The 14,017-nt window shown below is 66.4% G+C and carries 15 protein-coding genes; 13 read left to right on the top strand and 2 right to left on the bottom strand.

Features of this window, described 5'->3' with window-relative positions:
• Positions 1-10: 10 nt before the first annotated feature.
• From ON40_RS48850 to ON40_RS39315, 5 genes are all read left to right on the top strand, one after another.
• Positions 11-778, top strand: a complete 768-nt coding sequence (locus ON40_RS48850; RefSeq protein WP_051194274.1) for a RidA family protein — start codon at positions 11-13, stop codon at positions 776-778.
• Complete coding sequence (locus ON40_RS51435; RefSeq protein WP_157186725.1) at positions 775-1,608, top strand: hypothetical protein; 834 nt, start codon at positions 775-777, stop codon at positions 1,606-1,608. The genes ON40_RS48850 and ON40_RS51435 overlap by 4 nt, the downstream gene beginning before the upstream one ends.
• A complete protein-coding gene (locus tag ON40_RS39325) occupies positions 1,598-2,083 on the top strand; it encodes a GlcG/HbpS family heme-binding protein (RefSeq protein ID WP_051194273.1) in 486 nt (161 codons plus the stop codon). Before ON40_RS51435 ends, ON40_RS39325 begins: the two co-directional genes overlap by 11 nt.
• 45 nt (positions 2,084-2,128) lie before the next feature.
• Positions 2,129-2,779: an RraA family protein gene (locus ON40_RS39320; RefSeq protein WP_040830567.1), complete on the top strand. Its 651-nt coding sequence runs from the start codon at positions 2,129-2,131 to the stop codon at positions 2,777-2,779.
• Between the two features lie 295 nt (positions 2,780-3,074).
• Positions 3,075-4,052, top strand: coding sequence for an NHL repeat-containing protein (locus ON40_RS39315; protein WP_051194272.1), 978 nt, complete (start codon positions 3,075-3,077; stop codon positions 4,050-4,052).
• Positions 4,053-4,217: 165 nt separating this feature from the next.
• Here the strand turns inward: ON40_RS39315 and ON40_RS39310 are convergent, their stop codons facing one another.
• Both ON40_RS39310 and ON40_RS39305 read right to left on the bottom strand, forming a co-directional pair.
• The gene (locus ON40_RS39310) at positions 4,218-5,684 is read right to left on the bottom strand and encodes an aldehyde dehydrogenase family protein (RefSeq protein ID WP_040830565.1); all 1,467 of its coding nucleotides are present in this window, start codon (positions 5,682-5,684) and stop codon (positions 4,218-4,220) included.
• A gap of 88 nt (positions 5,685-5,772) precedes the next feature.
• A complete protein-coding gene (locus ON40_RS39305) occupies positions 5,773-6,579 on the bottom strand; it encodes a FadR/GntR family transcriptional regulator (RefSeq protein ID WP_040830564.1) in 807 nt (268 codons plus the stop codon).
• A gap of 268 nt (positions 6,580-6,847) precedes the next feature.
• Between ON40_RS39305 and ON40_RS39300 the strand changes: the two genes are divergently transcribed.
• The 8 genes from ON40_RS39300 to ON40_RS39265 are packed head-to-tail and all read left to right on the top strand — an operon-like array spanning position 6,848 to position 14,014.
• On the top strand, positions 6,848-7,651 hold the full coding sequence (locus tag ON40_RS39300) for a hypothetical protein (protein WP_040830563.1): 804 nt from the start codon (positions 6,848-6,850) through the stop codon (positions 7,649-7,651).
• Between the two features lie 2 nt (positions 7,652-7,653).
• A complete protein-coding gene (locus ON40_RS39295) occupies positions 7,654-8,589 on the top strand; it encodes a fumarylacetoacetate hydrolase family protein (protein ID WP_051194271.1) in 936 nt (311 codons plus the stop codon).
• Between the two features lie 53 nt (positions 8,590-8,642).
• Positions 8,643-9,074 carry a GlcG/HbpS family heme-binding protein gene (locus ON40_RS39290; RefSeq protein ID WP_040830562.1) on the top strand — a complete coding sequence of 144 codons (432 nt, stop codon included), beginning with the start codon at positions 8,643-8,645 and terminating at the stop codon, positions 9,072-9,074.
• Positions 9,075-9,115: 41 nt separating this feature from the next.
• A complete protein-coding gene (locus ON40_RS55635; protein ID WP_051194270.1) occupies positions 9,116-10,909 on the top strand; it encodes an MFS transporter in 1,794 nt (597 codons plus the stop codon).
• Between the two features lie 40 nt (positions 10,910-10,949).
• The gene (locus tag ON40_RS39280) at positions 10,950-11,375 is read left to right on the top strand and encodes a GlcG/HbpS family heme-binding protein (RefSeq protein WP_040830561.1); all 426 of its coding nucleotides are present in this window, start codon (positions 10,950-10,952) and stop codon (positions 11,373-11,375) included.
• A gap of 32 nt (positions 11,376-11,407) precedes the next feature.
• On the top strand, positions 11,408-12,367 hold the full coding sequence (locus ON40_RS39275; protein WP_040830560.1) for a PDR/VanB family oxidoreductase: 960 nt from the start codon (positions 11,408-11,410) through the stop codon (positions 12,365-12,367).
• Positions 12,368-12,404: 37 nt separating this feature from the next.
• Entirely contained in the window at positions 12,405-13,241 is an 837-nt protein-coding gene (locus ON40_RS39270; RefSeq protein WP_218008951.1) for an HD domain-containing protein, read from the top strand.
• A 14-nt stretch (positions 13,242-13,255) separates the two neighbouring features.
• A complete protein-coding gene (locus ON40_RS39265; protein ID WP_083896259.1) occupies positions 13,256-14,014 on the top strand; it encodes an SDR family oxidoreductase in 759 nt (252 codons plus the stop codon).
• Positions 14,015-14,017 lie beyond the last annotated feature (3 nt).

Genomic DNA, 14,017 nt, shown 5'->3' with positions numbered 1-14,017 from the left:
AGGAGAGCCCATGTCGGCGATCGAACGGGTGAGCGAGATCTATCCCCAGGTTCCCGAGCGGGCCGCAGCATGGGGACTCCAGGCGGATCGCCTGGTGGTCGGCCTGGGTATTGCCGCGACACCCGGTGAGGACGACGTCGGTGACCTCGAGCACCAGGCGCGCTCGACGCTGCGACGGATGCAGGCGCTGGTCGAGGCGTCCGGGGGCAGTCTGGACAACGTTGCCAAGGCCACCGCCTATGTCACCCGGGAGAAGCATAGAGAGCCGGTGAACGGGCAATGGTGGCAGGAGCTGTTCCCGGATCCGGGTAGCCGCCCCGCCTATAAGGTGCTACTCGCCGATCTGCCGCCGGGCCGGCTGGTGGAGCTGGACGTCACGGCGGTGCTCGGCGCGACCCGGCGCAGGATCGATCTGCCCGGCGTGCCAGCGCGCGACCCCACGGTGGAGATCGGCGGGATGGTTTTCACCTCTCGCGTACATCCTACGTTGCCCTTCGCCGAAGGGGCGGTGGCTGCCGGAGGGCTGCGGGCGCAGGCGCGGCAGGCCTTCGAGAATGTGCTCGCGCTGCTCGAGCAGGCGGGAGGTACTGCGACGGACATCGTGCAGCTCATCAGCTTCGGGCGCACACGGGACCACATCGAGCCGACCCGGGAGGCACTCGCGGAGATGTTCCCGGACGAGGCGACCCGGCCTCGGCTGGAGACATTGGTGAACTTCATACCCGCCAAATTCGAGGTGATGGTCGAGATGGCTGCGGCGATCGGAGGACAGCAGTGAGTTCCTCTCCCGAATTCCGGGAAATAGTCGTGGAATTGGATGACGGCGGGCGAGTACGAGCAGTGCAGCTGGGACAGCTGGTGTACGTCCAGGGGCTTTTGCCCGCCGTAGCCGTCGGAGCCCCGCTCTCGATGCAGCTGAACTCGGTGCTCGAGCGCATGCGGCTGGTGATTGTGGCGGCGAGTAGCGGGTCGGATGCAAGGAACGAGTGTCTGGACGCAACGGGCGGCGGATCTGACTCTGCGAGTCGGGGATTGGACGTGGTGGCGCGCGTGACGTTCCGGATGCGCGAGGTCACCGACCGCAGTGTGCTCAACGACGTCTGGCGCACCTGGTTCCCCGACCCGCAGAATCGCCCGCCGCACAAGTACGTTCCCGTCGAGGTACCCGGCGGCTACGACGTGGCGGTGGATGCGCTCGCCGTGCTGGGCACCGAGCGCCGCACCCTCGAGATCGCCGGCGTCCGGCACCGCGACCCCATGTCGATGGGTGCGCTCCTCGGCAACCTGGTGTTTTCCTCACGACTGTTCGCCGCCCAGACGTCCCCGCGGCGTCAGTTCGCGGTCCTGCTCGACCAGGCCCGGGCTCTGATGGCCGACGCGGGCGGCGACCTGGACGAGCTGACACAGGTCACAGTGTTCGCACCGACACCCGAATCCGCCGCCACGATGACTCAGCTGTGTCATGAGCGTTGGACCTTGGCGCCGACGCCACCGGCCGTGCATGTTCTGGTCGCGGATCTGGGCGGCAGCGCGGCACCGCGGATGGAGATCATCGGGGTGCTGGGCGACAGGTCGCGGACAGCGGCGGGGGTCCGAGATGGTCTATGAGAAGGGCACCGTCGGCTTGGAGGAGGGGCTGCGCGTCGTGGATGCGGTGGTCCGGGCGGCCGGGGGTACCGATCCGCGCACGTGGCCGGGTATCGCGGTCGTCGTGGTGGACAAGGAGGGTGAGCTGGTCGCCGCGGCGCGGATGGACGGCATGGCAGCCCGTTTCGTGCGTGCCGCGCACCGCAAGGCCTATACCGCTGCGGTCATGGAGCGCGACACCGCCGGGGTGATGGAGTTCTGGAATCGGCAGCAGGCCGCCGGTCATCGCGGCCCGCACGACTGGAACGACCCGATGCTGACCACACTGCCCGGTGGCTACGTGGTCAAGTGCGACTGCCGGATCGTGGGCGGGATCGGAATATCGGGTGGCTCGGGCGATTTCGACGACGATTACTTCGCCGAGATCGCGATCGCGGCGCTCGGAGAACCGTTCCGGCACACGCCGGACTGGGAAGTGAAGCACGTCGGGGACTGAAGGTGCTGGTGCGCCTGAAGTTTTCGGCACTAGGTGAGAAAGCGGATGACGATGGAGCTGGAGCTCTCGAAGTTCTCGACGCCGACCATTTCCGACGCCCTGGATCGGCTCGGCATCGCGGGACAGGTGGAAGGCGTGTACCCGGCGGCCCGGGGACCTCGGTTGGCCGGGCGTGCGTTCACGGTGCTGTATCAGCCGATCGATGTGGACGGGGGCACGGTAGGGGACTACATCGATGACGTACCGCCGGGAGATGTGGTGGTCCTGGACAACGGCGGACGGTTGGACGTCACGGTGTGGGGCGACATCCTCACCATGGTGGCGCAGCGGCGCGGGCTCGGCGGTACCGCGATCAACGGGGTCTGCCGGGACACCGACCGGGCCCTCGACCTGGGGTACCCGCTGTTCAGCCGGAGCCGCTGGATGCGGACCGGCAAGGATCGGGTAAAGGTTGCCGGGAGGCAGGTGCCGGTCGTACTCGGCACCGTGCGGGTGCGCCCCGGTGACGTGCTGATCGGTGATAATGACGGCCTGGTCGTCGTGCCCGCCGAACGCGAGCAGGAAGTGCTCGATATCGCAATGGAGATCGAGACGGTCGAGGAGGCCATCCGCCGGGAGGTGGAACTCGGCACCCCGCTGAGGCAGGTCCGCGAGCGGCTCGGCTACCACGCCCTGCAGACCCGCCGGGACGGCTGACTCCCGCGCGTCGCGGCGAAGCCACGCGAACGACTTCTTTTGCGACTCCAGCCATTTCGCGGCCTCGGCACGTACCTGGTGACCCTACGGGCCGCCTTTCCCGGGAGAACGGGCATACCCGTCCCAGTACGAGAGTCCGTACCCGATCTTGTGAACTCAGATGTGTTGGCACAAGCGGGATTTCACTGTATGAAAGAAGGCTCCGACCGCCGGATTCATCAGCAATCTACTTGGTACGTTGCGGGAGCTCGCGGAATTGGGGGCGCGGTGAGGTCTGTATCGCGGCGAGGTCTATATGAACGGTGATATTCGAGGAGAGATTTTGCAGGACCGTCGCAGCAAGTTTTCTGTCATCGTGGCACTCGCAGGCCTGGGCATCGCTTCATATTCGGCGGCTCCGGCGCAGGCCGTGTCCACGCCGCTGAGCAATATGACGACCGTCGCCAAATTCACCTACAGCTCTGGGCAGCAGGCGGAGAACCTGGCTCTGGAGCCGAACGGCAACGTGGATGTCACGTTCAACCAGGGGCATCAGGTCGCTCAGGTGAACCCGTCGACCGGTGCGACCACAGTATTGGCCACGTTGCCCGCGTCCACCAACGGTGTCGCGGCGACCGCCGACGGCATCGTGCGAGGCGCCAACGGTGTGCTTTATGTCGATTACGGCGCCGGGAACCAGTCGGCGATCTACATGCTCGATCCGAGCAACAATTACAGCCCGCAGTTGTTCGTTTCCTTGCCGAATATGGGCTGGATCAATGGACTGGCGCTGGACTCCACCCACGGAAATCTGCTCGCGACCGATTCGACCAATGGCACGGTTACGGCGGTGTCATTGCAGAACAAGACATCGGCCGTCTGGGCACAGGGCAGCGCGTTGCAGCCGACCAGCAGTACTTCCAAGGGTGCCAACGGCATTCAGGTCTACAACGGCAACGTGTATGTCAGTAATACCTCCACAGGTGATCTGCTGAAGTACCCCATCAATTCCGATGGTTCGGCAGGCACGATGAGCACCGTGGCTACGGGCGTGACCTCGATCGACGACTTCACCTTCGATTCGAAGGGAGACGTGCTGGCCGCGGAGAACTACTCGAGTCAGCTGGCCTACATCCCTGTCGGCAGTAGTACCCCGCAGATCGTGGCGACCACCTCGGACGGTTTGGACAACCCGTCGTCGGTCAAGATCTCCGGCACGTCCGTATACATCACGAACGCTGCCTATTTCGTGCAGACCAACCCGAGCCTGATGAAAGCGACGCTGAGTAGCTGAATCCGGTCCCTTGCACACCGCACGGTATCCGTGCGGTGTGCAACATCGGCGGCGGGTGCTATCGGGCACCGCTGTGGCCACAAAACAGCCCCGAGATCCCCGGCCGGGGATCTCGGGGCCTGTTGGTTATGAGGATGCCTGTAGTGCAGCCGGTTTCGGATGATTTCAGATCCGGAACTTGCCGGATACCTGCCGCGTGGCGATGGTGATCCACCGCGTGTTGGAGAACGCCTCCGTCGACCAGCGTCCGCCGAAGCGGCCCACACCCGAGTCCTTGAAGCCGCCGAACGGGACCTGCGGTTCGTCACCGAGGGTCTGATCGTTGATGTGCACGATTCCGGTCTGCAGGCGCTGCGCGATCAGCAGACCATGCGTGGCGTTCTCGGTGATTACACCTGCGGTCAGGCCGTATTCGGTGTCATTTGCCTTGGTGACGGCCTCGTCATCGGTGGTGAAGGTGTCGATCGCGCATACGGGGCCGAAGGTTTCGCCGTAGTAGAGCGAGGCCGTGCGCGGGAGAGCGGTGAATACGGTGGGCGGGTGGATCGCGCCCTCGGGTTCGCCTCCACCTGCCAGCACCGTGGCCCCCGCCGCCACCGCATCCGCCACCAGGCCCGAAACACGCTGAGCGGCAGCAGTATTGATCATCGGCCCGACCCTGGCGGCGGGGTCGTCGGGGTTTCCGGTGTGCAGCGTGGCCACCTTCGCGAGGAATTTCTCGGTGAACTCGGCGCTGCGCGCGGCGTGCACCAGGATCCGATCGCAGGACATGCAGACCTGTCCGGCATTGGAGAACGCGGCGAATGCCGTTGCGGCGACGGCATAGTCGATGTCGGCGTCGTCGAGCACGATGATCGAGTTCTTGCCGCCCAGTTCCAGTACGGCGGGCTTGAGATATTTCCCGGCCAGGGAACCGATGACCGAGCCAACCTTGGAGGAGCCGGTGAAGTTCACCGCCCGCACCCGGGGATCGGCAATCAGCGTCTCCACGATCGCGGGGGCGTCGGCGGGATCGTTGGTGACCACGTTGAGCACCCCGTCGGGCAGCCCGGCCTCGCGCAATACGTCGGCAATGAACAGGCCCGACATGAGCGGGGCCTCCTCACTCGGCTTGAGCACCACAGTATTTCCCGCAGCCAGCGGCGCCGCGGCAGCCCGCACACCGAGAATCAACGGCGCGTTCCAGGGCGCGAGCCCGGCGACCACTCCCATCGGAACCTGCGCCGCGAGGCTCATCGTGTCGGGTTCTACGCTCGTCAGCATCTCACCGCGCGGGGCGGTCATGCTTGCGGCCAGCTCGCGGAAGATATCGGCCGCCCTGTGCGTGTTGAACCGGGCACTCATACTCAGCGCTCCGGTCTCCTGTCCGATCAGCGCCACCGCCTCGTCGCTGCGCCGGATCATCACGTCGGCTGCGGCCAGGAAGATTTCCCGCCGCGCGTACGGCGACAACTCGGCCCACTCCTGGAAACGGTCCTGTGCGGCATCGACCGCCGCGACCACGTCCTGCACCTCGGCCGCCGCGACGGTGGCGAACACCTCCCCGGTGACGGGGTTCAGGTCGGCGGTCGTGCGACCCTTGGCGGCGGGGGTGCTCTTCCCGCCGATCAGCAATTCCCGAGTCGAAGTCATTCCCCGAGAATCGCGGTCGCGTGGCACGTCGCACTACACCGGTTCCATTGGATGGCAGAGTGATTGCCGCCTGAGCCGCGTCGCGAGATCAGCTGCGGTCCGGGGTGTTGTCCGGGCGGACGTCGTCGTCGAGCCAGGTGGACAGCAAACCGGTGAGGCCGAAGTCCGAGTCACGGAGCTCCTCCGCGCCAGGCATGCCTCGGGTGCGCTTGATAACGGTGCGATGGTAGTTGCGGACCCGCTCGGAGGCGGCGGGGTCGCGGTGCGCGATGGCGTCCACGATGGCGAGACGAGCATCGTACATCGAGCCGGCGACCGTGCCCCATGAGCCCGAGTCGCCGCCGGACAACTCGACGGCGATGCCTACCTGAATCTCGCTGAGCGCCTTGCACAACGCAGCCACCAGAGGGTTGTGCGAGATCGCGGACAGGATGGCGAAGAAGTTGTGCAGCGCTGCCCCGGCGGCTCGCACATCGCTCATATCGCCGGTGCTCTGGGCCGCGGCGCGCAGCTCCTCGATCTCTCCGTCGGTGGCGTTCTGAACGGCCAGTTCGGCGGCATAGGCATTGAGGGCGCCCAGCAGCGCCAGCACATCGCCCGGGCGCATCTTCTCGAACTGCGCCACCGAGGCGATCGAGATGCGCAGCAGGGTGTCGCCGTTGGCGATGACGGTGGTGCGGCTGCCGTTGCGGGCGTTGAGCAGCCCCATCACGGTGAGGACGCGGATCGCCTCGCGGATGGTCGGTGAGCTGACGTCGTAATACGCGGCGAGTTCGCGCTCGGACGGCAGCCGGGCACCGTCGGCCAGCTCGCCGCTGAGGATCTGGCGGCGCAAGTCCGCGACGATCTGGTCGGCGACGCGGCCGCGATAGAGTCGGGCTCCCGGTTGCGACATGGTTCCCTCCTGGATGTGCTGCGTCGCAGAGCGAATCCGCAGTAGCTTCTAACCTACCTGGTAGATATGGATACTGTGCGGTGCTCCATGGCCGGGTAGCTGTGGTCTCGACGATCGACCGAATCGGCTTCTCCTTCGTTTTCCTGTGAATCTGCCTTAGCTACCTTTACATTAAACCTACCAAGTAGGTAGCTTGGTGGAGGCGGGGAGACATGAGAGTGAGGAGGCCGATATGAAGGTCGTACCGTTTGATGAGAATGCTTTTCTCATGGACCATCCGCGTGGGACGGTGGCGTTCAATTACCTGCTGATGGGCGGGGAGAAGGGGTCGCCGGAGAACTTCCGCTACATCCTGGGCCGCCAGGAGGGCGACTTCCACATGCCCCGGCACCGGCACGCGTTCGAGCAGATCCGGCTACCGCTGATCGGCGATATGAACCTCGGTGAGCAGGGCATCCTGCACGAGGGCGAAATCGGCTACTTTCCCGAGGGCGGCACCTATGGCCCGCAGGACGATCCACTGACCGAGCCCAAACAGCTACAGCTGGTGTTGCAGTTCGGTGGTTCCTCCGGACTGGGCATGGGCGCCGGTCGTGGTGGCGGTCCGGACAACAAGGAGGCCCAGGCCCGTCCGCGTGCACGTGGCCCGCAGAGGCTGCCGCGTGCGCGATACGCCAACACCGTCAAGTTCGATCCGGCGCGGTTCACCTACCGGTCGGTGGACGGTCAGCCCGGGGTGGAGACGAAGTTCTTCGGCTCCTTCACCGAGCGCCGGTTCTGGATCGAGCGGATCAGGATCGATGCGGGCGCCACCTGGGTGTCCGACGAGGCCACGGCGCGGCGTCTGATCGTGGTGCTGGCCGGTGCGGGTACGGCGGAGGGCGTGAAGATCGGCAAGCTGGCCGCGATCCAAGCCGAGGGCGGCGAGAAGCTGACCGTCACCGCGACCGAGACGCTCGAGCTGCACGTGGTCGCCATCCCGCCGGTGCCGCGCCCGGTCGAGCAGGAGGAGTACGACGTCGTCGAGAGCGACGCGCCGATCGAGTTCGAGAAGCCCAAGGCGACCGTCTGATCATGAAACTTGCCGTCAGACGTACCTATCTGGGCGATCGGGTGTGCGTGGCGGGCATCGCCGGTGATCGGCTGGTGGACCTGCGCGCCGCGCATGCCTACCAGCTGAGCCGGTGCGGCCAGGACCGTGCCGATGCCATCGTGCGCGCCGAACGTGAACTGCCGCAGGACCTTCCGGGTCTGCTCGCGGCCGACCCGAGCCTGGGTATCGCGCGGCGCGTGGCCGAGCAGGCCGAGGCCGACGCCGCGCGCGGAGACCTGCCCGCCGAGATCCTGTGGTCGGCCGAACCGGGCGCGCTCGCCCCACCGGTCGGCCGGCCCCGCACGGTGTGGGGCATGACCGGAAACTATCCGCGCACTCGTCCGGCCCCCGGCGAGCCTCCACCGCCGGCGCGCTCGATGACCGGATTCCTCAAAGCGGCAGGCTCGCTGACAGGGCCGCACGATGAGGTGATCTATCCCGCGGTCACGTCCGTCGTCCATCCGGAGGTCGAACTCGGTGTCGTGATCGGCAGCCGGGCACGGCGGCTGACCGAGGAATCGGCCATGGACGCGGTGGCCGGATACGTCATCGTCAACGATCTCGGCTCGCGTGACATCGGTGAGACGGACAACCGGAATACCGGACGTGCCAAGGGATTCGACACCTACACGGTGCTCGGCCCCTGGTTCGTGACCGCGGATGAGATCCCCGATCCGCACGCCCTGGCGATCCGTTTCTGGGTGAATGGCGAACTGCGCCAGGACGGTTCGACCGCCGAGATGTACCACCGGATCCCCGAACAGCTGGCCTGGCTCACCACCGCGCTGACGCTGTTCCCCGGCGATGTGGTGTCCACCGGCACACCGCCCGGCGTGCGGGCCGTCGTGCCCGGCGACAAGCTCCGCGGCGAGATCGAGGGGCTGGGCGCCATCGAGAACGCGGTAGTTCCGGAATGAACACAAAACCATCTGACACAGCACCGGAATCGGTGCCTGGAGAAAGGATTTCCATGACCTCCCTGACGTTGGAGCAAGCATCCATCATCGTGGACGCGGCGCTGGCCGCCGGGCGCGAGCTGGACCTGCGACCCCTGTCCGTCACTGTGCTCGATCCCGGGGGCCACCCGATCGTGCTCAAGCGCGAGGACAATTCGGGGATCCTGCGGCCCGAAATCGCGCACGCGAAGGCATGGGGGTGCCTGGGCATGGGACACGGCGGCGGCCGGATCGCCCGGCACGCCGAGCGGAGCCCGGAGTTCTTCACAGCCCTGACCGCGATCTCCGACGGTCGCATCGCCTCCTCACGGGGTGGGGTGCTTATCCGCGATGCCGAGGGCGCTCTGCTGGGCGCGGTCGGGGTCAGTGGCGATAACCCGGACAACGACGAGAAGGCGGCCCTCGCGGGTATCGCGAAGGCCGGTCTGGTCGCCGACGCGGGCTGACTCCGCGTAAACCCCCACCCCCGAACGGAATCCGATAGCCTATGTCCACACCACCCGATGCCACGACACTGATGTCCGGGCCCGCGCGGCGCCAGGCGCTGGTGGTCTGCCTGACCACCATTTTCATGACTCTGCTCGATATGAGCATTGTCAACCTCACCCTGCCGCAGATCGAGCAGACCCTGCACCTGAGCCCGGTCGACACCACGCTGATGGTCGCCGGAAATGCCCTGGTGTTCGGTCTGTTCCTCATTCCGTCCGGCCGGTTGGGGGATATGTACGGTCGCCGAAGACTGTTGCTGATCGGCCTGTGGCTGTTCGCCCTCACCGCGGTCGGCTGTGCCGTCGCACCGAACGCTGCGGTGTTGGTGGGTGCTCGTCTACTGCGAGGCGCCGCGTCGGGACTGATCGCGCCGCAGGGGATGGGCATCATTCAGCGGATGTTCGACGGTCCGCGGCGTGGGCGGATCTTCGGCTACTTCGGTGCGATCGTGGGGCTGTCCACGGCGGCGGGGCCGTTGCTGAGTGGTGTGCTGATCCAGGCGTTCGGTGCGGACGCCGGGTGGCGGCTGGCGTTCTGGGTCACCGTGCCGGTGGTGCTGGTCGCACTGGTTCTGGGCTACCGCTCCCTGCCCGCGGATCCGGAACGCGGCACGGCGCACCGGCTCGACATTCCGGGGACCGCGCTGCTGACGCTCGCTCTGCTGTTCGTCATGCTCCCGGTGCTGCAGATGTCGAACCGGAGCAGCAAGCCGCACTGGTGGATCCTCGCCGTGGGGGCGGTATTCGCTGTGCTGTTCGTGTGGTGGGAACGGCGGGTGGACCGGCGGGGCGGCGAGCCGCTGATCGCGATCTCGCTGTTGCGCGTGCGCACCTTCACCGTCGGCGTGATCGTGGTGACCGTCTTCTTCTGCGGATTCGTCAGCATCTCGCTGATCGTCTCGATGTTCCTGCAGCAGCGGATGCATTACACGGCGCTGCACGCCGCGCTGTTGATGCTGGTCTTTACCGCCGGATCCGCTGTGACGGCGATCGTCGGCGGCCGGCTGGCCTTCCGGTACGGCCGATGGGTCGTGCCGGTGGGCGCCGTCGTCGGGGCGGCGGGTGTGATCTCGCTGGCGCTCGTCGGGCGGGGAATCGCGGGCTCCCAGAGCGCGATGGTGCTGGTCGTGCCGCTGCTGGTGACCGGCGCCGGATGCGGATTGTTCATCTCCACCAACCAGTTCCGGTCATTGCAGAACGTCCGGCATCTGCACGGTGGCGTGGCATTCGGGGTGTACGAGACTGCCCAGCGGATCGCCACCGCTGTGGGCACCGCGGTGGCGACGGCACTGTACCTCCACGCCGCCGGCGGCTCCGGCGCACGTGGCGGTACCCAAAACTCCGCCAGTGGCGCGCAGCTTCCGGGCGCAAATAGCGCTGTGCCGCAAAGCAATCCGGGTAATGGTGCGGTGAACCACGCTCCTGGTGGCGGCGCGATGCACCACTTCCCGGGCGGTGGCGCGAACCCCGGAGGCGGCGCGATACACCAATTCCCCGGAGGGGGTGTGAACCCCGGTGGCGGCATGGTTCCCAACGGTGGGGGCGGAAGTGTCTCGAGCCACGGAGGCGCCCTGCACAGCGCAGGCATGGTGAGCGGCGCGCACAACGCGATCGCCATGGGCCTGATCGCGCCCGCGATATTCCTGGCGGTGGCGGCGGTGATCGCGCTCATCGATGCACTGTGGCCGCGGCACGCGGAACCGGGGGCGGCGCCGCACGAGCGGGATTCAGGCCGTCGGACTCCGTCACGGCGCGCATCGGCGACGCTGAGCGGGCGGGGCGACGGGAAATGACATCGGCATCGAATTCGGTGCCCGGACAAAGGATTCAATAATGTTGACACTGGAACAGGCGTCGGGGATCGCGGATGGGGCGCTGGCGGCCGCCCGCGGGCTGGAGCTGCGGCCGCTGGCCGTGACCGTGCTCGACCTCGGCGGGAATCCGATCGTGACCGTCCGTCAGGACAATGCCGGGATCCTGCGCCACGACATCGCGCACGCGAAGGCATGGGGCTGCCTGGGCATGGTGCGCGGGGGTGGTGGCGTCGCCGCGCATGCCGAGCGGACCCCGATCGGATTCACGGGAATCAGCGCGATTTCCGGTGGACGCTTGGCTCCCGCGCGCGGCGGCGTGCTGATCCGGGATGCGGACGGGAACATCCTCGGTGCGGTCGGCGTCAGCGGCGACAGCCCGGACAACGACGAAAAGGCTGGTATCGCGGGCATCGTGAACGTCGGCCTCATCGCCGGCGCGGGCTAGAGCCTGCGCGATCACGGAAGGTAATCGATCTCATGGACCGCGAAGCGGAATACGTTGTCGAGGTCGCGGCCCGGCACGAGATCGCCGACCGGGTCATCGAATTGAGGCTGCGTCCTCTCGACGGAGACCTCCCTTCGTGGCGGCCCGGCGCGCATATCGACCTGATCCTCACTTCGCGGGTGACGCGGCAGTATTCGCTGTGCGGCGATCCGGACGACAACGGCATGTACACCATCGCGGTGCTGCGCGAACCCGGCGGCGGACGCGGCGGGTCGTCCTACATTCACAATATGGTCCATGCCGGGTACCGGCTGCGAATTCGGGGTCCGCGCAATACCTTTGCGCTGGTCGATGCCGAACGATATCTATTCATCGCTGGTGGTATCGGCATCACGCCGCTACTGCCGATGATCCGCGCGGCCAGTGCACGCGATACTCACTGGTCGCTGATGTATGGCGGCCGCACTTGCGCGAGTATGGCCTATCTGGCCGAGCTCGGCGACCTGTCCGCGCACGGTGCGGTCGAAGTATGCCCGCAGGACCGGACCGGCCCGCTGGATGTCGAGAAGGTGTTGGCGGCCCAGCCGGCGGGTACCCAGGTGTACTGCTGCGGTCCTGAGTCACTGCTGGCAGCGGTTGAACAGTACGGTGCCACTTGTCTTTCCGAGTCACTCCACGTCGAGCGATTCGCCGCACCGCCGCCGGATCCGAGCGCGTGGTTCGACGAGGAGTTCGAGGTCGACTGTGTGAAGGCCGGGGTGAGCGTACGGGTTCCGCCGGGCACCTCGATCCTTCAGGCTCTGGACCGCGTCGGTGTCCATGCTGCGGCGTCCTGTATGGAAGGCATCTGCGGCATCTGCGAAACCGTTGTGCTGGAAGGGATCCCAGAGCACCGAGACCATGTGCTCACTCCACGCGAACGCGTCGACGGGAATCGAATGATGCTCTGCTGCTCTCGCGCTCGCACGCCGAGACTGGCGCTGGATCTGTGAACAGTTGCCATCGAGAAAGATCAGGGGTTGATAGGACATGACGGAATTCGAGCTGATCGAACCGGTGGAACTGCCCTCGCACCAGGTCCCCGTCGAGGAGCTGCCTTCGTCGCTGCGGGAATCCGGAATGATCAACTGGGTTCGTGAGCCGCTGGACGAGGCCCTCGATCGGCGCATCCGCGTGATGATGCCGTCAGCGATATCGGTGATGGGTACCGGCTGGTACGAGCAGCGCGACGATCTGCTGCCGCTCACGCACCGACCCGATACGACCATGATGATGGGCGACAATCCGGATCTGCCGACGATGCCCGAGCGTCCGACGCTCGCGGACTTCTTCCGGCTGCGGATATTCCGCAAGGACGTGCAGCACATGCTGCAGAGCGCTCGCCTGGCTCGCCTGAACGGCATGGGCGAGAAGGTCATCATGGCCGCGCTCGTGCACGACATCGCCGTCGGTGGGCTGATCCGCGTCGACCACGGCTATTGGGGTGCGCAACTGGTGCGGCCGTACGTGGACGAGGAGGTGGCGTGGGCGATCGAGAAACACGAGGCACTGCGCTACTTTCCCGATGAATCGGTCGGATACACGTACCCGGAGAATTACATTCGCCTTTTCGGGGCGGATTACCGTGTGCCGGAATATCTTCGGCACGAACACGAGCAGGCGCGCAAGCATCGCTGGTATATGACTTCGCGGCTGCTCACGCTCAACGACTATTACTCGTTCGACCCGAATGTGCAGGTCGAGTTCGAGGAATTCGAGGACATCGTGGGCCGGAATTTCCGCCAGCCGGAGCAGGGCCTCGGATTCGACGGCTCACCGGTGGCGCATATGTGGCGAACGATGATCTGGCCCAACAACTTTCTGTGAGGAGAGCAGGAGACGTGCGTGAGGATTTGCGGGGACTTGCCGCGCTGGTGACCGGTGCGTCCAGCGGCATCGGCGAGGCGACGGCGGTGGAGTTGGCCACGCGGGGTGCGGCGGTCACCCTGGTGGCGCGCCGCGCCGACCGGTTGAAGACGCTGGCCGAGCGGATCGGCGAGACCGGGGGAACGGCACTGGCGGTGGAAGCCGATGTCGCCGACTACGACCAGGTGAGCGCGGCGGTGGAGCGGAGTGTCCAGGAATGGGGGCGCCTTGACATTGTCATCAGCAATGCCGGGCTGAGTCGCCCGGAGCCGATTACGGAGGGGGCGGCGGCGAATTTCGACCTGGTCGTGGGGGTCAATCTGCTGGGTTCGATGTATTGCGCCCGGGCCGCCCTGCCGCATCTGCTGCGGGCGGCGCGGACAGCGCCACGCGGGGTGGCGGATTTCGTGCTCGTCAGCTCGTTGTCGGGCCGGGTGCACCGGGCGGACAGTGCGGTGTACACGGCGACCAAACACGCGGTGAACGCGTTCGGCGAGTGCGTCCGTCAGGAGGTCGCCGATCGCGATGTGCGGGTCTGCACCGTGGAGCCTGCTGCGGTGGACACCGAGTTCTTCGCTCCCGGCGTTCTGCAACGGCGCCGGGCGAATTCGAGCCTGACCCCGCTGCGCCCGCAGGACGTCGCGGACACCATCGGTTACATGGTTTCTCGGCCCGCCCACGTCGCAATCAGCGAACTGCTCGTCCGTCCGGCTCGCCAGGGGGCACCGCGCTAAGCG

Source organism: Nocardia jiangxiensis NBRC 101359, assembly GCF_000308615.1.
Lineage (GTDB): Bacteria > Actinomycetota > Actinomycetes > Mycobacteriales > Mycobacteriaceae > Nocardia > Nocardia jiangxiensis.
Note: the sequence above shows the minus strand (reverse complement) of the source record. Positions and strands in the feature narration are given on the sequence as shown.